This window comes from Halomonas sp. KM007 (assembly GCF_050709225.1).
Lineage (GTDB): Bacteria > Pseudomonadota > Gammaproteobacteria > Pseudomonadales > Halomonadaceae > Vreelandella > Vreelandella hamiltonii.
This window is the reverse complement of sequence record NZ_CP136131.1, coordinates 1921025-1939805: the sequence shown is the minus strand read 5'-3', so window position 1 is coordinate 1939805 and position 18781 is coordinate 1921025. Positions and strand designations below refer to the sequence as shown.

The 18781-nt window shown below is 51.3% G+C and carries 17 protein-coding genes and 2 pseudogenes; 12 read left to right on the top strand and 7 right to left on the bottom strand.

Annotated elements, in window-relative coordinates; translation table 11 throughout:
- Window positions 1-360 precede the first annotated feature (360 nt).
- The 10 genes and pseudogenes from rhtB (at window position 361) to RVM27_RS09045 (ending at window position 9623) form a co-directional block, all read left to right on the top strand.
- A pseudogene (rhtB, locus tag RVM27_RS09090) lies at window positions 361-980 on the top strand (homoserine/homoserine lactone efflux protein).
- Window positions 981-1037: 57 nt separating this feature from the next.
- On the top strand, window positions 1038-1862 hold the full coding sequence (phnC, locus tag RVM27_RS09085) for a phosphonate ABC transporter ATP-binding protein (protein WP_463004131.1): 825 nt from the start codon (window positions 1038-1040) through the stop codon (window positions 1860-1862).
- Between the two features lie 25 nt (window positions 1863-1887).
- Complete coding sequence (gene phnD, locus RVM27_RS09080; RefSeq protein ID WP_058577829.1) at window positions 1888-2880, top strand: phosphonate ABC transporter substrate-binding protein; 993 nt, start codon at window positions 1888-1890, stop codon at window positions 2878-2880.
- Between the two features lie 83 nt (window positions 2881-2963).
- Window positions 2964-3758 carry a phosphonate ABC transporter, permease protein PhnE gene (gene phnE, locus RVM27_RS09075; RefSeq protein WP_058577828.1) on the top strand — a complete coding sequence of 265 codons (795 nt, stop codon included), beginning with the start codon at window positions 2964-2966 and terminating at the stop codon, window positions 3756-3758.
- A gap of 49 nt (window positions 3759-3807) precedes the next feature.
- Entirely contained in the window at window positions 3808-4614 is an 807-nt protein-coding gene (locus tag RVM27_RS09070) for an inositol monophosphatase family protein (RefSeq protein WP_058577827.1), read from the top strand.
- A 178-nt stretch (window positions 4615-4792) separates the two neighbouring features.
- A complete protein-coding gene (locus RVM27_RS09065) occupies window positions 4793-5656 on the top strand; it encodes an acetaldehyde dehydrogenase (acetylating) (RefSeq protein WP_058577826.1) in 864 nt (287 codons plus the stop codon).
- A gap of 25 nt (window positions 5657-5681) precedes the next feature.
- The gene (gene dmpG / locus RVM27_RS09060; RefSeq protein ID WP_498956398.1) at window positions 5682-6695 is read left to right on the top strand and encodes a 4-hydroxy-2-oxovalerate aldolase; all 1014 of its coding nucleotides are present in this window, start codon (window positions 5682-5684) and stop codon (window positions 6693-6695) included.
- 92 nt (window positions 6696-6787) lie between these two features.
- Window positions 6788-7519, top strand: a complete 732-nt coding sequence (locus tag RVM27_RS09055) for an aminotransferase class I/II-fold pyridoxal phosphate-dependent enzyme (RefSeq protein ID WP_498956397.1) — start codon at window positions 6788-6790, stop codon at window positions 7517-7519.
- Between the two features lie 29 nt (window positions 7520-7548).
- Entirely contained in the window at window positions 7549-8910 is a 1362-nt protein-coding gene (locus RVM27_RS09050; RefSeq protein ID WP_498956396.1) for an IS1380 family transposase, read from the top strand.
- A gap of 167 nt (window positions 8911-9077) precedes the next feature.
- Window positions 9078-9623 carry a PLP-dependent aminotransferase family protein gene (locus RVM27_RS09045; RefSeq protein ID WP_498956395.1) on the top strand — a complete coding sequence of 182 codons (546 nt, stop codon included), beginning with the start codon at window positions 9078-9080 and terminating at the stop codon, window positions 9621-9623.
- A 798-nt stretch (window positions 9624-10421) separates the two neighbouring features.
- Here the strand turns inward: RVM27_RS09045 and recG are convergent.
- The gene (recG, locus tag RVM27_RS09040; RefSeq protein ID WP_498956394.1) at window positions 10422-12500 is read right to left on the bottom strand and encodes an ATP-dependent DNA helicase RecG; all 2079 of its coding nucleotides are present in this window, start codon (window positions 12498-12500) and stop codon (window positions 10422-10424) included.
- Window positions 12497-13426, bottom strand: coding sequence for a hydrogen peroxide-inducible genes activator (locus RVM27_RS09035; protein WP_081138541.1), 930 nt, complete (start codon window positions 13424-13426; stop codon window positions 12497-12499). Before RVM27_RS09035 ends, recG begins: the two co-directional genes overlap by 4 nt.
- 150 nt (window positions 13427-13576) lie before the next feature.
- Here RVM27_RS09035 and RVM27_RS09030 point away from each other — a divergent pair, with 150 nt between their 5' ends.
- Window positions 13577-14458 (top strand): SDR family oxidoreductase, encoded by an 882-nt coding sequence (locus tag RVM27_RS09030; protein WP_287806987.1) that lies wholly within the window; start codon window positions 13577-13579, stop codon window positions 14456-14458.
- Window positions 14459-14527: 69 nt separating this feature from the next.
- On the opposite strand, the gene RVM27_RS09025 is transcribed toward RVM27_RS09030, so the two are convergent.
- From RVM27_RS09025 to gmk, 4 genes are all read right to left on the bottom strand, one after another.
- Window positions 14528-14917 (bottom strand): RidA family protein, encoded by a 390-nt coding sequence (locus RVM27_RS09025; RefSeq protein WP_016915500.1) that lies wholly within the window; start codon window positions 14915-14917, stop codon window positions 14528-14530.
- Window positions 14918-15012: 95 nt separating this feature from the next.
- On the bottom strand, window positions 15013-17145 hold the full coding sequence (locus RVM27_RS09020; protein ID WP_100732170.1) for a RelA/SpoT family protein: 2133 nt from the start codon (window positions 17143-17145) through the stop codon (window positions 15013-15015).
- 26 nt (window positions 17146-17171) lie between these two features.
- The gene (rpoZ, locus tag RVM27_RS09015; protein WP_016915502.1) at window positions 17172-17432 is read right to left on the bottom strand and encodes a DNA-directed RNA polymerase subunit omega; all 261 of its coding nucleotides are present in this window, start codon (window positions 17430-17432) and stop codon (window positions 17172-17174) included.
- Window positions 17433-17519: 87 nt separating this feature from the next.
- A complete protein-coding gene (gene gmk / locus RVM27_RS09010; RefSeq protein WP_498956393.1) occupies window positions 17520-18152 on the bottom strand; it encodes a guanylate kinase in 633 nt (210 codons plus the stop codon).
- A gap of 114 nt (window positions 18153-18266) precedes the next feature.
- On the opposite strand from gmk, the pseudogene RVM27_RS09005 reads away from it, so the two are divergent.
- A pseudogene (locus RVM27_RS09005) lies at window positions 18267-18437 on the top strand (extensin family protein); the annotation flags it as partial.
- A gap of 15 nt (window positions 18438-18452) precedes the next feature.
- On the opposite strand, the gene RVM27_RS09000 reads toward RVM27_RS09005, so the two are convergent.
- Window positions 18453-18704: a YMGG-like glycine zipper-containing protein gene (locus RVM27_RS09000; RefSeq protein WP_463004105.1), complete on the bottom strand. Its 252-nt coding sequence runs from the start codon at window positions 18702-18704 to the stop codon at window positions 18453-18455.
- Window positions 18705-18781 lie beyond the last annotated feature (77 nt).

Below are 18781 nucleotides of genomic sequence, written 5' to 3'. Positions count from 1 at the left end.
AAATCACTAATAAACTAGTTTAATTTTTATTTCGCACCTCGCTCTGCTCATATCTGACCAATCTGATTTTGTAAGCTATCTCCTAATATTTTGTAAGCCAAAGATTACACATGTAAGAAATTTCTTACATGCTTTTTCATGACTATAAAAAAGAAGATATTAAACCTCTGATTTAAAATAAAATTTACTTCAGAGCAAAGAACAAGAAACTCCGAAGAAACAAAACTGAAACAAAGCGACTTCTCTAGCAAAACCCAGTAATTCGGACTGACTTAATATCGTAGTCAGACTGAAACAATCAACTTCCATATTAGTTTTAAGCAAAAATCACTAGCATCATATTTTTAGCCAGAGGTGAATATGAATTTGAACATATGGCTGACTTTTTTACTGGCTTCAATATTAATTAGCTTATCGCCAGGCGTGGGAGCCATTAAATCTATGAATAGCGGAATAAACTACGGATTTAAATCCTCAATCCCCACTATTCTAGGCTTGCAACTCGGGTATGGCATACAGATATTTATTGTAGCTATCGGGCTTGGAGCGATAATTACTTCATCCGCAGCGGCATTCTTAATAATAAAATGGGGAGGTGTTTTATATTTACTATGGTTAGGTATCGATAAATGGAGATCAGCGGGGTCTTTGGTATCGATTGAAAGCAAGGTAAACAGCCCAAAAAAACAATTTTGGCAATCTGCGGCTGTTAACTTAACAAATCCCAAAGCCACTGTTTTCTAGTTGCTCTATTTCCTCAATTTTTATCTAGTAACAATACATCCCATGAGACTCAGCTTCTCTTAATGGCAACGACCCTTATTATAGTTGATCTGATCATTATGTTTTCGTATGCAGCGCTGGCAAGCCAATTAAATAGCTTCATAAAATCTGAGTCACGTTTAAAATTCATTAACAAAACATTTGGCTCTTTTTTTATACTCGCTGCACTTGCATTATCAGCTTATCAAAAAAATTAAAATAAGTCGTTTTTAGAAAGTTATGCGACATTTTGAAATCAAAAAAGAGATAAACACATGACAACCGCAATTAATGTAGAAGGAATAGATAAAACCTACGGAACTCACAAGGCATTGCGCCACATTGAATTCACAATTAATAAAGGAGAGATTGTAACGCTTATTGGGCCATCTGGTTCAGGCAAATCAACTTTGCTAAGGCACCTTATTGGCTTGACTAAAGCTGACCGACAATCTACAGGAAAAATCGAAGTACTAGGCCACGTACTACAGCGTCAAGGTCACCTTGTAGCTCAAGGACGAGATTACCGGAGACGCAGCGGTTACATCTTTCAGCAGTTCAATCTTGTTGGTCGCTTGAGTGTGATGACGAATGTCTTGATAGGGCACCTTGGTGCAATGCCTAGATGGCGCTCGTTAGCTGGCCGCTTCACAAAAAAAGAACAAAAGCTAGCGCTAAAAGCAATGGAGAGAGTTGGCATTGAGAGTCTAGCAAATCAGCGCGCTAACACTCTCTCAGGCGGGCAAATGCAAAGGGTCGCCATCGCACGGGCTCTTGTTCAAGATGCAGAAGTTATATTTGCTGATGAACCTATTGCTTCTCTAGACCCTCGCAGTGCTCGAGAAGTAATGGAGATTCTTCAGCGTATCAACCATGAAGATGGAAGAACCGTTGTCATCACCTTACATCAAGTTGATGTTGCACGATGCTATTGTCGTAGAGCAATCGCACTCAAGGAAGGAGGTCTATATTACGATGGCCCGATAGAAGGGTTAACCGATATTCTTTTACAAGGGCTTTATGAAAATAGTGGGCTCGATGAAATAAACTCAAGCAGCTTCTCACAATCACGTTCTACAACAGCACATACTACAAACTAAAGTCTGAAAAACCAAGGAGAATCATATGTTTGTGTCTCAGCTCCGTTATAGCACTTTACTAATGGCTGTCAGCATAGGCCTTTTAAATAGCACTCTAGCGCATTCAGAAGTAGAGACTATAAGGTTTGGCATAACCTCTACTGAGTCTAGCCAAAATCAAGCAGACCAGTGGCAACCCTTTTTAGACGATATGTCTAATGCATTGGGAGTTGATGTCGAGCCATTTTTTGCAACCGACTATTCAGCTGTAATTCAAGCAATGCGTTTTGATAAAATTGATATTGCGTGGTACGGCAACAAATCAGCTATGGAAGCAGTTGACCGCGCCAATGGAGAAATCTTTGCTCAAACAGTATCTTCAGATGGCGATCAAGGATACTGGGGGCTTATGATTGTACACCAAGATAGTCCTTACAACTCAATTGCTGAAATACTTGAACATGCTAATGAGCTAACCTTTGGAAATGGAGATCCTAATTCAACATCCGGTTTTTTAGTGCCTGGATACTATGTCTTTGCTGAAAACAATGTTGATCCAAGAACAGCCTTTAGACGTACACTCAACTCAAATCATGAGACAAATGCTCTTACTGTCGCCAACGGTCAAGTTGATGTTGCCACCTTTAGTACCGACAGTATGAAGCGACTAGAAATCAATCATCCCGACAAAGCAGACCAATTAAAAATTATTTGGCAGTCTCCTCTCATACCATCTGACCCACTTGTATGGCGCAGCGACTTAGAGCAAGAAATTAAAAATAATTTACAGCAGTTTATACTAAGTTATGGAGAAACAGCCGCACAGAGGGAGGTTCTTGAGCCAATGAATTGGTCTGGCTTTGTAGCATCTAATAACGACCAATTATTACCAATACGGCAATTAGAACTTTTTAGAGAGCACTCACAAATATCCTCTGATAATTCAATAGATGATGAGACCAAACAAGCGAGGCTTTCAGATATCGAGACTCAGCTTGAAAACCTGAACAATCGTATCCAATCCCTAAACGAAAGCTAACTAAAAAATTTTACTACTATGATACATCATTAGCATCATAAAATTTCGGGGCGAGAGTACCGCCCCGTTAGCGGAGCTATCAAATGGACTCTACATTAACTACTGATACTAAAAACTACTACAAAAAATTTAGTTGGTGGCAATTTGCCGGCTGGATTGCAACATTCATATTACTCGCTTGGGCATGGGAGGGTGCTGAAATAGAACCTGCTCAGTTATTAGCTAATGCAGGGAATATGGCAACCCTTACGGGAGATTTTTTTCCACCGAGTTTACGGCATCTGGAATATTATATTGATCAGATGCTAGTAACAGTTCAAATCGCTATATGGGGTACTTTCCTAGCAGTTTTATGTGCAATACCGTTCGGTTTACTTTCATCAGAAAATCTTACTCCATGGTGGATTTATCAACCAGTGCGGCGGTTAATGGATGCTAGCCGAGCAATAAATGAACTCGTTTTCGCGATGCTTTTCGTAGTAGCTGTAGGCTTAGGTCCATTTGCAGGAACAATGGCTTTATTCGTACACACGACAGGTGTACTCGCCAAACTTTTCTCGGAAGCAGTCGAAGCTGCTGATGAAGGCCCCATGGAAGGAGTACGCGTGACAGGTGCCGGACGTATTGAGGAAATCATGTTTGGGTTGATTCCTCAGGTTCTACCGTTATGGATCTCTGTTAGCCTTTACCGATTCGAGTCCAATATCCGATCCGCGACAGTACTTGGTATGGTTGGTGGCGGTGGAATTGGTGTGGCTCTTTGGGAAACTATGCGTGGCTTCCAGTACACAGAAACCGCCACTATTATGATCGTAATAATAATCTCAGTAACTATGTTGGACATGATTTCACAACGGGTTAGAAAATTTTTCATCTAACTCCCTGAATAGCAAAAATTCAATGATTTAAATCTAGCAGGCCTGAAAAATGGAAGATTCAATTACAGAATATGAGTATAAACTTTTAGAAACAGCTAAGGTCGCTGCCCAAGAAGCTGGAGTGATTTTAAAAGAAGGATACTATTCTTACAGAAGGGTAGACTTTGAACGTAAAGGAGTATCAGATTTTGTTACTTTTTATGATAGAGCCGCTGAAAAATGCATTATCAAGCGTATACGAGAATTATTCCCAGAAATAGCTTTCATGGGTGAAGAAAGTGGTAGTACGGCTGGGAACATGAGCGATTACACAGTCATTATTGACCCAATAGATGGCACTAATAACTTTATTCATGGCGTACCCCATTTTTCCGTCTCAATTGCAGTGACTAAGGGCAGTGAAATTTTACTGGGTCTAGTTTATCAGCCTCTACTTAACGAAATGCTTTGGGCAGCTCGAGGAAGTGGAGCTTATGTAAATAAAAAAAGGCTCAAATTACAAAGCGCTCGCCCTCTTTCAGAAATGATAGTAAGCACCTGCCTTCCATATCATGGTAAAGGAGATTGCTTAACTTCACTAAATCATCTCAAGAAATTAATGCCTATCGTTGCTGGTATTCGTAGTCCAGGATCTGCAGCTCTTGAAATCGCATATACCAGCATTGAACGGTTTGATGCTTTTTGGTCACAGGGCGCAGAGTTGGACTTCTGGGACATTGCTGCGGGTATACTTATTGCTCGTGAAGCAGGCTGTAAAGTGACAGATCTTAATGGTGATCCATCGCCACTCCAGTGGAAAAGTTTATTATCAGCTCATCCTGAGCGGCATGAAGAGTTGCTAAGTTATTTAGGCTAAAATCTTAAACATCAAAATAAAGTTTTAATTTTTCTTCCATTGACACCCTGCAGAAACACCATCTAAAACAGTATTAAATGTTTTTAAAGGAAAGCACTATTGATTAAATAACTAAACACCACCCACAACCATTCTCTATGGTCAATCAGTATCTTTCAAATTCAACATAGGTGAAGAAATGTTACGCAAAGTTGCAATAATCGGAACAGGTAGTATAGGCATTGACTTAATGTATAAAACAATTAAGTCAAAAAAATTAGACTTAAGCTTTTTTGTTGGACGTAGAGTCGATAGCCCTGGAATTCAAGAAGCAAATAAAAATGGCATTACAACATCTAGTCAAGGTGTCGATTTTTTGGAAAAACACATTAATGATTTCGATATTGTTTTTGATGCCACATCAGCAGATGCACATGTAGAAAATGATAAAATCTTTAAAAAATATAATAAATTAATAATTGACCTTACTCCAGCAAAGATTGGAGAACTTTGTGTTCCTGTTATAAACATCAACTCCCTAAAACAGAGTAGAAATATAAATTTAATAACATGCGGAGGTCAAGCTAGTTTACCACTTGCATATGCGATCAAGAAATCTTGTGAAGAAATTGAGTATATTGAAGTAATTTCTAGTATATCCTCTGACAGTGCAGGAATAGCAACTAGAAAGAATCTAGATGAATATATAACAACTACTGAGTTTGCATTAAAAAAATTCACCAACTCAAAATCTGCAAAGGCAATTTTAAATATAAATCCAGCTATGCCACAGGTCTGCATGCAAACCACTCTGTATGCACATTGTAAAAAAATAAACAACGACGCCCTGGAAAAAAACATATCCGCTATAATCAACATGGTTAAACAATATGTTCCAGGCTATCAGTTGGCGTTAGAGCCTATTGTTCAATCAGACAAAATAACATTAGCAGTGCAGGTTTACGGAAGCGGTGATTACCTACCCAAACATGCAGGAAACCTTGACATAATTAATTCTGCAGCTATATCTATAGCAGAATCAAGATCAACTAACATTGTATAATCTATTTTATAAAAAAGGAGATATCATGCAAAACCACGCCATAAAAATAAGTGATTGCTCACTAAGGGATGGTAATCACGCCATTAAGCATCAACTTACTATTGATCAAATTTCAGCATATTGTGAGAAAGCGGACCAAGCAGGATTAGATATTATAGAGGTTGGTCATGGGTACGGAATTGGTGCATCTTCTAGTGCTTTTGGTATTGCCAAAGTAGATGACAAAACCATGTTGTCTATTGCTAGAGAAAAATGTAAAAACGCCCAACTAGGCATTCACTTTGTCCCTGGTGTAGGTAAGCACTCTGAGCTTGATATGGCTATTGATATGGGGGTTGATGTTTTTCGAATTGCAAGCCATTGCACAGAAAGCAATATAACTTATAAATCAATTAATTATTTGAAAGAGCAACACAAAAATGTTTTTGGCGTTCTTATTATGTCACACATGGCAGACGCAACTAGACTTTTGGAGGAAGCATCTGGGATGAAAGCCGCAGGAGCTGATGGCATTATTCTAATGGATAGTGCTGGATACTCAACTCCAGACATGGTGGGCGAAAAGGTCTCAACTCTAGTTAATGGCCTAGGGATTACCATTGGCTACCATGCTCATAATAACCTTGGACTCGCGGTCGCTAACTCTATTGAAGCAGCTAAATCAGGGGCAACAGTCATCGATGCGACTATAAAAGGATTCGGCGCTGGTTCCGGAAATACTCAGTTAGAAGCTGTCGTAGCTGTTTTTGAGCGATTTGGTTACAAAATGAATGTAAAATTTAAAGATCTAATTAATTTATCATTATACGCAGAAAATAATATAACAAGTAGAACTCCTGATATAAAAGCCATAAATATAATGACAGGTATGCATGGATTATTTACTGGTTACGGAACATATATCCAGAAAATTTCCTCTGATTTTGATATAGATATTTTTGAATTATGCGAAAGACTTGCCGCAAGAAAATTAGTTGCTAGTCAAGAAGACATCATTATAGAGGAAGCTACTAAGCTTTCAAAAAAGCAGCTCACCTAATTAAATCAGGCGTTAATAGGTACACCATAATCTAAGCGCACCAACTATGGTGTATCTTTAAAACTATTTATTTATAATTAATGAGGTAACCAATGTTAGAAACTCTAGGAAAAATTTCTCCCGACCCAATACTCACTCTCAGCGATCACTTCAACCAAGATGCTAACCCTAGAAAGATTGACCTTGGAATTGGTTTATATCAAGATGAATCAAACAAAACTCCTATTATGGAGTGTGTGAAAATAGCTGAACAAAGAGTCATTAAAAATCTCTCTTACGATAAAAAATACAAAGGATCTAATGGCTTCAATGGATTTTGCGAAGCAATTTCAGAATTGCTTTTTAGCAGAAAACATGAGCTTATAAAAGAAGGAAGAATTTTATCATTCCAAACAATAGGCGGGACTGGAGCTATTCGTCTCTCTGCTGAAATAATTTATCAAATTAATCCTGACAAAGGTGTTTGGATTAGTAACCCTACGTGGGATAATCATAGAGATATTTTTCAACATTTAGGTATGAAAATCTACAGTTACCCCTATAGTGGAGTTCTGGGGGAATTAGATTTTCAGTCAATGCTTGAGAGTATTAGTAAAATACCAGAAGGCGATGTAATTGTTCTACATGGTTGCGGGCACAATCCGACTGGTTTTGATATAAAAAAGAAGCAGTGGGCTAAAATTTTAGAAATAATTAGATATAGAAAACTAGTGCCAATTATAGACATGGCCTACCATGGATTAACAAAAGGTTTACAAGACCCTGAATCCGTGAGACCGGCCCCCGGAAGCACTTCTAACCCACTGACCTGCATGGCAATATAGCTATTATCGCCATTCACCCAGACAGTGCCATGCCCAACATAAAGTTCCGCGCCAGTCGCCGCACCCTCACCAGCCACGCCGGGCTGTCCATCATCGGGCAATGCTTCGAGATCGCTGGCGTCGACAGCATCGACAGCCGCTTCCCCACCACGCTGGGCATGCGCACCAGTGACGTGATCAAGAGCTACCTGGGCCTGCTGTGTCTGGGCATGAGCGACTATGACGCTGTCGAGAACTTCCGCCGCGACAAGCCCTTCCAACAACTGCTGACCCTGCAGAAGGTGCCGAGCGCGGCGACGCTGCGACAGCGGCTGGAGAAACTTGCCGCCAACGACCTGCAGGCGCGCACCGCCACCTGGTCCACGACCCTGCTGTCACTGATCGAAGCACCGATCACCGCCGAGACGACGCACGTCTGCCTGGACATCGACACCTTCGTCATGGACAACAGCAACTCGAAGAAGGAAGGCGTCTCGCGGACCTACCAGAAGGTCGATGGCTACACCCCGATCGCCGCCTATCTGGGCAACGAAGGGTGGTGCCTGGGTCTGGAACTGCGGCCTGGCAAGCAGCACACCATGAAGGAGAGCAACGCCTTCCTGGAGCGGGTACTGCCTCGCGCCCAATGCTTGACCAAGCAACCGATCCTGTTACGCGAGGACAGCGGCTTCGACAGCCAGGCGCACCTGGCGCTTCTCGAACAGCAACGCCAGGTCTTTGCCGACGAGGGGCGCCGGCTCGACTATGTCGTCAAATGGAACCCGCGCGGCTCGGCCACGGCTGATCGAGATACCTGGCTGGCGGTGGCGGCGGACTACTGGGAAGAGCTGCGTCCTGGCAAGCGCCAGGCGCTGTGGACGCAGACCGTCTCGATCCACGACGACAACAAGACCGAATACGTCGTCCAACGCGTGATGCGCCTGGTAGAGCGCACCGCCGATCGCGATGGCCAGTTGCTGCTCGAACCGGACTATGAGTTGGAAGGCTGGTGGACCAGCCTGGACGAGGCGCCGGAGGCGGTGATCAAACGCTACCAGGCGCATGCCACCCATGAGCAGTTTCACAGCGAGATCAAGACCGATCTCGACCTGGAGCGCTTGCCGTCCGGCAAGTTCGCCACCAACGATCTGATCCTGCATCTCGCCCAGTTGGCCTACAACATCCTGCGCCTGATGGGACAGCTGGGCATGACCGGCGAGCTGAGCCCGGTTCGCCACCCGGCCAAGCGGCGCCGGCTGCGCACCGTGCTACAAGAGCTGGTGCACCGTGCGGCTCTCGTGATTCACAAGGCACGGCAGATCATCCTCGACGTCGGGCAGGATATCGGGCGCATGACGGTGCTCAAGACGCTGCGGAGCCGACTGCGTTATCCACGAGGAACGCCATGCTGACCGTCAATCGGCGACACTCTATCCACAAGCAGTTCCAGGCGACACGTGATCGCCAGATATGTCGTGCCTGGCGGGTGGAAAGGCATGACAAAACGGGCCGTCAGCACTGATCAGCACGGTGGGTTTTGGCAATAACGGGCTTGCGAAAGCCAACTTGCACGGGGCGAATGATCAAAAAGTGCTCGCTGGCGGTGATAGGGAAAGTGTCGGCGCCGGCTTCACGGATTCAGGAAGACGACAACTACTGCATTGATTTGTTTTCTTCTCAAATAGATGAATTTTTTATTGCATATTCATGCTCTAAAAATTTCGGCCTTTATAATGATAGAATCGGCGCTTTAATTGTTGTAGCAAAGAATCGAAAGACTTGTTTTAAAACCATGCTGCACCTGTCTAGACTCACTAGATTAAGCATTTCAAGCCCTGCCATACATGGTGCATATATTATAAATGAAATATTATCATCTGAAGAGCTTAAAGAAATATGGCAGCGTGAGTTAAAAGACATGAAAGATAGAACTATATCTGCTAGAAGAATATTATTAGAAGAAAGCAAACGACAAAATTGTGCTAACTTTTTCTTTGAAATTGAATATGGTGTTGGGCTTTTTTCAATGATTTCTATTCAACCTAAACACATAGACACACTGAGAGATAAATTTGGTATATATATGCTAAGATCTGGAAGAATCAATATCTCAGGCCTTAATTAAAATAATATTAAATATTTTATTTCCTCTACCAAGCCATTTATAAAAAAGCAGTACTAATTTAATAACGCACTCATGTTATAAGACCCATTAAAAAGCATCCAGCGAGCAGTAAATAATTATATGAGCAACGCGGTCAAACGTGCTTTTAGCACTCTTGCCTCATCCAATGCTCTATACCTATGGCAGCTAAGACATTCGCTTCGCAACGTGGTTAGGGTTGCATTTGCAAACTTTATTCCTCATAAATAAAATGCACATGCTTTTCTATTAATGGAAAATTTCTGTTTTTAAAAACGTGTACAACAACAAATATCCATAAGAACACTATCCAGACAATTCCTCGAGATTTTCTCAAATAAAAATATCTATAACTTTGCAATCAAGCCGATTTCTGTTTTTTGGCAATCATACATATGTCGTAAATAGATACTTTCTGAGCTGTAGCCGTTACCATTTTTGGCAGTTCGTTGTCCACGACTACAACTTTTAGGAGCTTGTCAGTGGAAAGCTTTTTCAACTTATTGCTTTCCGTTTCAAGCTCCCATAAGCGCTTCGCCTCATTCACTGCCAGAGTCGACCACTGGCTGTGCCAATCTCAGAAAGCTCTACTGTAAGTGTTCATCTTACCCGACCTTGGCACCGGCATCGTGCTACTTGATAGCGCCAATGATATGTAGCTTTTTCCATACTGATATCTCCGCTAACTACGATTAGCTGAAAACCTCTTCGAGTTCATGGTGCTAATTTCTGGGGAAAAACTAAGCTCATCCTTCAGTTGCAGCAATAAAATTTTAAATACTACACCTGCCCGTAGCGCCCGGCGGCTTCGCCCAGCCAGCGGCGCACCAGTACCGCGGTGACTTCGGCGTTGCCCTGGAGCGCCTGGGCCAGGGCAGTGACCCGCTCCAGCTGGTCGGCATCGCGCTCCAGGTCGGCGATTTTCATCTGGGCGAGGCCGGTCTGGCGGGTGCCGAGCACTTCGCCGGGGCCGCGAATTTCCAGATCTTTTTCGGCAATGCGGAAGCCGTCGGTGGTTTCGCGCATCACGCTGAGCCGCTCTCGGGAGCTTTTGGACAGCGGCGCATGGTAAAGCAGCACACAGAAACTTTCGGTGCTGCCCCGCCCAACACGCCCGCGTAGCTGGTGGAGCTGAGAAAGCCCCAGGCGCTCCGGGTTTTCGATGATCATCAGGCTGGCATTCGGGACATCCACGCCGACCTCGATCACCGTGGTGGCGACCAAAAGGTCCAGCTCGCCGGTCTTGAAGGCCTCCATCACCTCGGCTTTTTCGGCGGCCTTCATGCGCCCATGTATCAGCCCAATGGCCAGCTCCGGCAGCGCCTGGGTAAGCTCGTCCCGCGTGACCTCCGCCGCCTGGCACTGGAGCACTTCGGACTCCTCGATCAGCGTGCAGACCCAATAGGCCTGGCGGCCATCGCGGCAGGCATGGCGGATACGCTCGACCACTTCCGGACGGCGCTCGTCCGAGACCACCACGGTCTTCACCGGCGTGCGCCCCGGCGGCAGCTCGTCGATCACCGACACGTCCAGGTCGGCGTAGGCGCTCATGGCCAGGGTGCGGGGAATCGGCGTGGCGGTCATGATCAGCTGGTGAGGCGTCAGCCCACCGGCCTCCCCCTTTTCACGCAGGGCGAGGCGCTGGTGCACGCCAAAGCGGTGCTGTTCGTCGATGATCGCCAGCCCCAGGCATTGAAAATGCACATCGTCCTGAAACAGCGCGTGGGTGCCCACCACCATCCGCGCTCGGCCATCGGCGATGGCGGCCTTGGCATCCAGCCGCGCCTTGCCTTTCAGCTTGCCCGCCAGCCAGGCGACGTCGATACCCAGTGGCTCGAACCATGCCTTGAACGAACGATAGTGCTGCTCGGCGAGAATTTCCGTGGGCGCCATCATGGCCGCCTGGCAGTTGCCCGCCAGCGCCGAGAGCGCGGCCATGGCCGCCACCACCGTCTTGCCCGATCCCACATCCCCCTGCACCAACCGCAGCATGGGTGCCGGGCGTGCCAGGTCGAGGGCGATCTCCTCCAGCACGCGGCGCTGGGCACCGGTGAGGGCAAACGGCAGCTGCGCCAGAAAGCGGGTTTGCAGGCTACGCCCAGAGGGCAGCGTCGGCGCGCCATCGGCCTGAATACGCAGGCGCACTTCCCGCAGGCTAAGCTGGTGGGCCAGCAGCTCCTCCAGGGCGAGCCGCCGGGTGGCGGGGTGAAGCCCTTGGGAAAGCTGCTCCAGGTCCACGTCCGGTGGTGGCTGGTGCAAGAGCTGCAGGCTGGCATGCAGCCCCGGTAGCTGGAAGCGCTGGCGCAGGGTGTCGGGGATCACGTCCGGCAGCGTTTCAGGGGCTTGCGTCAGCAGGCGCAGCGCCTGCTGGGCCAGGGCCCGCAGGCGTGCCTGATGCAGCCCCTCCGTGGTGGGGTAGATGGGCGTGTAGTACTCCTCCACCGGGGTTTCGCTGCTGCCGCTCAGGCGATACTCCGGGTGGTAGATTTCCAGCCCCGTGGCTCCTGCCCGGGCTTCGCCGAACGCCCGCACGGTGGCTCCGGGGCGCAGCTGTTGCTGCTGAGCCGGAGAGAAGTGAAAGAACCGCAGGCTCAGGATACCGCTACCGTCGCGCAGCCGCACCAGCAGGCTGCGCCGCCGCCCCTTGACCACGTCGCTGGCGGTCACTTCCCCTTCCACCACGGCCTCCTGGCCCGCCCGAAGGTGGCCTATCGGCGTCAGCCGCGTACGGTCCTGGTAGCGCAGCGGCAGGTGAAACAGCAGGTCGCTGACGCGCTCGACCCCCAGCCGCGCCAGCTTGATGGCCAGCGCGTCGCCTACGCCCTTCAGCGCCGTGACCGGAGCAGCCAGTTCACTCATGAGTCCGTGTGGGCCTTGTGGTCCGGTTGCTGGCACTGGCCAATCGCCTGGGCCAGGGCATCGATGGCCTTGGGCCTGGGGAAGCTTGCGCGCCAGGCAATCGCCACCGTGCGCGAAGGCGCAGGCTCCACGAAGGGACGGCTGACCAGCATGGCGTTCTCGTACTGGTCGGTGCCCAGCGCCGACTGGGGCAGTACGGTAATGCCCAGCTTGGAGGCCACCATGTGGCGAATCGTTTCCAACGAGCCGCCTTCGGCAATCAGGGTATTGTTGGGGCTGTTCAGCTTTTGGGTGATGGCCGGGCAGGCTTCCAGAATCTGGTCACGGAAGCAGTGGCCTTCCCCCAGCAGCAGCAGGCGCTCTTCCAGCAGGTCTTCCTTGTGGATGGCTTCACGCGCTACCCACGGATGGCTGGCGGGCATCAGCACTTCGAAATGCTCGTCATAGATCGGCTTGGTGACTACATCGGTTTCGGTGAAGGGCAGCGCCACGATGATCACGTCCAGCTCGCCATTGCGCAGCTTGGCGCGCAGCGTGCCGGTCATGCCCTCTTCGATGTACAGCGGCATCTGTGGCGCAGCGTTGGCCAGCGCAGGCACCAGATGGGGAAACAGGTAGGGCCCAATGGTGTAGATGGCGCCAATGCGCAGGGGGTTGGCCAACTGGTCCTTGCCTGCCTTGGCCAATTCGAAAATCAGCCCACTCTGTTCCAGAACGCGCTGCGCCTGCGCAACGACCTTTTCACCCAGCGGCGTTACCTGTACGGTGGACTTGGAGCGCTCGAACAGCGCCACTTCCAGTTCGTCTTCCAGTTTTTTCACCGCCACCGACAGGGTGGGCTGTGAAACATGGCAACGTTCAGCGGCACGGCCAAAATGGCGCTCTTGTGCAAGGGTTACGATGTAGCGTAGTTCTGTTAAAGTCATGGTGGTGCCAGTGGCATCCTCTCGTTGCAGCTCGTGACTGGTAATCGTAATTAGCGAGATGGAAAAGGACAGACAAGCCCTATTGAAGATGGCACATCTCATAGGGACTTTGTATCTAATAGGGAATATTTATCAAGAGGGGTGAGCAAGGTGAAGCTAACGGTACTGATTATCGGCTGTGGAGATATCGGCGTCACGCTTGGCAAGGAGCTGCTGGACGAAGGGCACCGCGTGATCGGCGTGCGCCGCCAGGCCGATGCACTGGCCAACACGGGCATCGAGCCGCTGGCCCTGGACCTTAACGACCTGGAAGGGGCACCTGCCAACGCCTTGCCCAGCGCGGACTACGTCATTTACACCGTCAGCGCCGACCGTTTCGAAGAGAGCGCCTATCAAAGCGCTTACCCGGACGGCCTGAAACGTGTGCTGAGCGTGCTGGAGCAGCACGACACGCCGCCCAAGCGAATCTTCTTCGTCTCTTCCACCAGCGTTTACGGCCAGCAGGAAGGCGAAGTGGTCAATGAAGAGAGCCCCACTGAATCCACCAGCTTCTCCGGCACCCTGATGCGCGAAGCCGAGCAGTCACTGCTCAACCACCCGCTGCCTGGCACCGTGGTGCGTTTCTCGGGCATTTATGGCCCGGGGCGTGACCGCCTGATCCACCAGGTGGCAGAAGGCCGCATTGCCGCCGTGACGCCGGTGATCTACTCCAACCGGATTCACCGCGATGACTGCACCGGCATCCTGGCGCACCTGATTCGCTGTCAGGAGAGCGGTACGCCGCTGGCAGACCTTTACCTGGGCAGCGACTGCGAGCCGGTGACCATGCACAACGTGATGGCGTGGCTGGCGAAACAGCTGAAGGTGGAGTCCACCGAGACCATGCAGTCCCCCCTGCGCCGCCGGGCCAGCAAGCGCTGCGACAACCGCCGTATTCGTGAAACCGGCTACACCTTCCGCTACCCCAGCTACAAGGAAGGGTATCTGCAGGTGCTCAAGGAAGGCGGGTTTCTGGAACTGCAAAAAGCCTGACGCTATCGCGTAAGAGCAAAAAGCGAGCCCCTCGGCTCGCTTTTTGCTGTGCCGTACCAGGCCTTGGCGTTAGTCGCCAATCACCATGACCGCTTCGGCTTCTACCTGGCTGCCCTTGGGCAGCGCCTTCACGCCCACCGCCGCACGGGCCGGGAACGGCGTGGAGAAAAACTCCTCCATGACCTTGTTGACGATGGCGAAGTTGTCCAGGTCCACCAGGTAGAGGTTGAGCTTGACGATATCGCTCAGCGAACCCGCCGCCTCTTCGCACACTGCCTGCAGGTTGGCAAACACCTGACGCGCCTGGGCTTCGAAATCGTCGGAGACCAGCGCCATGGTGTCCGGGTCGAGGGGAATCTGGCCCGACAGATACACCGTGTTGCCCGCCTTGATGGCTTGTGAATAGGGGCCAATGGCCGCCGGGGCTTTCTCGGTGTTGATAACCGCTTTATTGCTCATTGCGTCTCTTGCTCCTGTAAGAATGCATCGATGGATGATGATCGCCATGGCTGACGCCGCCAGCCTGACAGGCCAGCGGCGGGTACCAGGTCGTTTTAATTGGCCATACGGGTAATCTTGCCGACGTTGGGCAGGTTGCGGATCCGCTTGATGATCCGCGCCAGATGGACTCGCCCTTTCACCGACAGAGTCAGGTTGACCGTCGAGAGCCGTGCATCACGCTCTTCGATGCCGATCCGCTCGATGTTGGCGTCCGCATCGGTCACCAGCCCGGCCAGCTCGGCGACCAGGCCACGGCGGCTTTCGATCTCGATGCGCAGGGCCACCGGGAAGTCTTCGTCGATATTTTCCGACCACTCCAGGGCAAACAGCTTTTCCGGGTCGTTCTTGCGCTCGGAGAGGTTCTTGCACTCACTGCGGTGCACCACCAACCCCTTGCCGACAGAGAGGTGCCCCACCACCGGGTCGCCCGGCAGCGGGTGGCAGCAGCGCGCAAAGTTGATCACCATGCCTTCGCTGCCGCTGATGACCACCGCCTTGTCGCTGTTGTCGGCCAGCGTCTTGTCGAAGCTCTCGCCGTGGGCCACGTCCACCAGCCGCCGAGCCACCACGTGGGCCATGCGATTGCCCAGCCCCATCGACTCCAGCAGCGCATCCATGGAGCTGGCGTCCAGCTCTTTCAACGCCTGTTCGAACACGCTCTCGTCCAGCTCTTCCAGGCTGGTCTCGAAGGGGGCCAGCGCCTTGTTGAGCAAACGGCGTCCCAGCATGATGGCTTCTGCCTGCTGCTGGTGCTTGAGCGCGTGACGGATGGCCGAGCGCGCCTTGGCGGTGGTGACGAAATTCAGCCAGGCCAGGTTGGGGCGCGCGCCGGGCGCGGTGATGATTTCCAGCGTCTGGCCGCTTTCCAGCCGTGTCGAGAGCGGCGCCAGGTGGCGGTCGATGCGACAGGCAATGCAGTTGTTGCCGATATCGGTGTGCACGCTATAGGCAAAATCGATCACCGTGGCCCCCTGGGGAAGCTCCATGATGTCGCCCTTGGGCGTGAACACGTAGATATCATCCGGGAACAGGTCGTTCTTGACGTGCTCGATGAACTCCAGCGAGTCCCCCGCGTGGCGCTGCATCTCCAGCAGCCCCTTCACCCAGGCGCGGGCGCGGGCGTGGCTGCCTTCGGCAATCGGATGCGCGGTCTGGCCAGCCTTGTACAGCCAGTGGGCGGCAATGCCGTTGTTGGCCATGGCTTCCATTTCGCGGGTGCGGATCTGCACTTCGATGGGCATGCCACGCTGGCCGAACAGCGTCGTGTGCAAGCTCTGGTAGCCGTTGGCCTTGGGAATCGCGATGTAGTCCTTGAAGCGCCCGGGTACCGGCTTGTAGAGGTTGTGCACCACGCCCAGAATCCGGTAACAGCTGGCCACGTCTTCGGTAATGATACGGAACCCGAAGACGTCCATGATCTCGGCAAACGGCTTGCGCTGGTCGCGCATCTTCTTGTAGATCGACAGCAGATGCTTCTGGCGGCCAATCACCGTGCCCTGCAGCGCTTCGTCGTCCAGGCTCTGCTGTAGCGAGGCCTGGATTTCACGCATGGCGCTGCGGCGGTTGCCTCTGGCGCTGGCCACCGCACGCTTGATGCGCTCGGCCCGCATGGGGTGAATCGCCTGGAACGAGAGGTCTTCCAGCTCCACACGGATGGTGTTGATCCCCAGTCGCCCTGCAATACGGGCGTAGATTTCCAGGGTTTCCCGGGCAATGCGGCGCTTCTTGTCGGGCCTTAGAGCCCCCAGAGTGCGCATGTTGTGCAGCCGGTCGGCCAGCTTGACGATGATGACACGAATGTCCCGCGACATCGCCAGCACCATCTTCTGGAAATTCTCTGCCTGGGCAACGGCCTTGTCTTCGAAGGTGATCTGCGTCAGCTTGGAGACGCCATCCACCAACTCGGCCACCGGCTTGCCAAACTGGGCTGCCAGGGCTTTCTTGGAAACACCGGTGTCTTCGATGACATCGTGCAGCATGGCGGCCATCAGGCTCTGATGGTCCATGTGCATGTTGGCGAGAATGTTGGCCACCGCCAGCGGGTGGGTCACGTAGGGCTCGCCCGAGCGACGGCGCTGGCCGTCGTGGGCCTGCTCGGCGTAATAGAAGGCGCGCTTGACCTGCTGGATCTCGTCCGGGGGTAAGTAGCCGCCGAGTCGGTCGGCCAGGTCATCAATGGTGAACATGTACCGCGCCCCTGATCGGTGCTAGCTTAGTCGTCGATTTGAGCGCTGGGCGTCATGGCAGGACGCGCCCGCACCGGCGCTTCGACCGGCTCATCCAGAACCGTATGGTCGACCAGGCCTGCGGCGATCTCACGCAGCGCCATGACGGTCGGCTTGTCGTTTTCCCAGGGCAGTTGGGCATCACGGGAGCCACGCGCCAGCTGACGGGCACGCTGGGTAGAAATCATCACCAGTTTGAAGCGGTTTTCTACGTTTTCGAGACAATCTTCGACGGTTACGCGAGCCATGGGGCCATCCTGTAATAACGACGCCGGGCCGGCAGGGCTGAAAACGCCGCCGACCCAGCGAGAAAAGTAGTCATACGACCTGCTAGATTACTCGACGCCAGGCGCCTGTGACAAGAGCGCAGACAGCAGGGGCGCATGACGCTGCTGCATGGTGGCCAGGGTCAGGCGGTGGCTGATCACCAGCGACTGCAGTTCCTGCAGTGCCGTGGTGAAGTCATCATTGATCACCAGGTAGTCGTATTCATCGTAATGGGACATCTCGCTGACGGCATCGCGCATGCGCCGAGCAATCACCGCGTGCTCGTCGGTACCCCGGCTCGACAGGCGGCGCTCCAGCTCACTGCGCGACGGCGGCAGGATGAAGATCGACACGGCGGAGGGCATCTGTTCGCGGACCTGGCGCGCGCCCTGCCAGTCGATTTCCAGAATCACGTCTTGCCCGGCATCCAGCAGCGTTTGCACGGCCTGACGTGACGTACCGTAGTAATTGTCGAAGACTTTGGCATACTCAAAGAAATCGCCGCGGGCAATCATGGCTTCGAACTCGGGAATCTGCGTGAAGTGGTAGTTCACGCCATTCACTTCGCCTTCGCGCTTGGCACGGGTGGTATGAGACACCGATACCTGAATGCCATCCAGGCTCTCTATCAGCTCGCGAACCAGGCTGGTTTTACCCGCCCCAGAGGGGGCAGAAACGATATAAAGCGTACCCTGGGACATGCAGCGCTTCCCTTGTTGATCAGAAATGGGCGCGGGTGACGGCCCACGCCAATAGCGCGCAGTATCGCATACCCCTGGCAGGGACTGTAGGGGTTCAAGAAACCACACGGAGGTCAGATTACGCTGATTCGCGACTGGGATGACGAGGGAGAAGTGGGAGAGTTCTTGCGGGCAGCGAGGGATGGCGCCTGCGATACCTTCGGCAACGTGCTGGGGCCGGATTACAATGCCGCGCATGCCGATCATCTCCATCTGGGCATGCGCGGTTTCAGGCTGTGCCGCTAGTGGCCTGTGCCAACGTCAGTCGAGGCTGATGTCCTCTTCATCGGTCAGGGCACCGGTCGCAGCACCTACGCCTGCACCAATCACCGCGCCACGGCCAATACTTCCGCCAGTGGCCGCTGCTGCGCCAGCACCGACGGCGGCACCTACGCCTGCGCCGCTGGTGGCGCGCTCTCCAGTGGTTGCGCCACAGCCCGCCAAGGCCAGGGTCAGCGCTGCGATGGCACTCAGGGTCAAGCTACGCGAGACGTTCAATGATGGGCTTTGCATGGGTCACCTCCTTATGGGTTGCATCTTACACCCTAGGAACACTCCAGCTTTTTTGCCACCTTTAATGCCCCTTGTCT

Bases quoted from the DNA above. Each gene is read 5' to 3' on its own strand.
- phnC (WP_463004131.1), top strand. From the start codon at position 1,038: ATGACAACCGCAATTAATGTAGAAGGAATAGATAAAACCTACGGAACT.
- phnD (WP_058577829.1), top strand. From the start codon at position 1,888: ATGTTTGTGTCTCAGCTCCGTTATAGCACTTTACTAATGGCTGTCAGC.
- phnE (WP_058577828.1), top strand. From the start codon at position 2,964: ATGGACTCTACATTAACTACTGATACTAAAAACTACTACAAAAAATTT.
- RVM27_RS09070 (WP_058577827.1), top strand. From the start codon at position 3,808: ATGGAAGATTCAATTACAGAATATGAGTATAAACTTTTAGAAACAGCT.
- RVM27_RS09065 (WP_058577826.1), top strand. From the start codon at position 4,793: ATGTTACGCAAAGTTGCAATAATCGGAACAGGTAGTATAGGCATTGAC.
- dmpG (WP_498956398.1), top strand. From the start codon at position 5,682: ATGCAAAACCACGCCATAAAAATAAGTGATTGCTCACTAAGGGATGGT.
- RVM27_RS09055 (WP_498956397.1), top strand. From the start codon at position 6,788: ATGTTAGAAACTCTAGGAAAAATTTCTCCCGACCCAATACTCACTCTC.
- RVM27_RS09050 (WP_498956396.1), top strand. From the start codon at position 7,549: ATGCCCAACATAAAGTTCCGCGCCAGTCGCCGCACCCTCACCAGCCAC.
- RVM27_RS09045 (WP_498956395.1), top strand. From the start codon at position 9,078: ATGATCAAAAAGTGCTCGCTGGCGGTGATAGGGAAAGTGTCGGCGCCG.
- recG (WP_498956394.1), bottom strand. From the start codon at position 12,500: ATGAGTGAACTGGCTGCTCCGGTCACGGCGCTGAAGGGCGTAGGCGAC.
- RVM27_RS09035 (WP_081138541.1), bottom strand. From the start codon at position 13,426: ATGACTTTAACAGAACTACGCTACATCGTAACCCTTGCACAAGAGCGC.
- RVM27_RS09025 (WP_016915500.1), bottom strand. From the start codon at position 14,917: ATGAGCAATAAAGCGGTTATCAACACCGAGAAAGCCCCGGCGGCCATT.
- RVM27_RS09020 (WP_100732170.1), bottom strand. From the start codon at position 17,145: ATGTTCACCATTGATGACCTGGCCGACCGACTCGGCGGCTACTTACCC.
- rpoZ (WP_016915502.1), bottom strand. From the start codon at position 17,432: ATGGCTCGCGTAACCGTCGAAGATTGTCTCGAAAACGTAGAAAACCGC.
- gmk (WP_498956393.1), bottom strand. From the start codon at position 18,152: ATGTCCCAGGGTACGCTTTATATCGTTTCTGCCCCCTCTGGGGCGGGT.
- RVM27_RS09000 (WP_463004105.1), bottom strand. From the start codon at position 18,704: ATGCAAAGCCCATCATTGAACGTCTCGCGTAGCTTGACCCTGAGTGCC.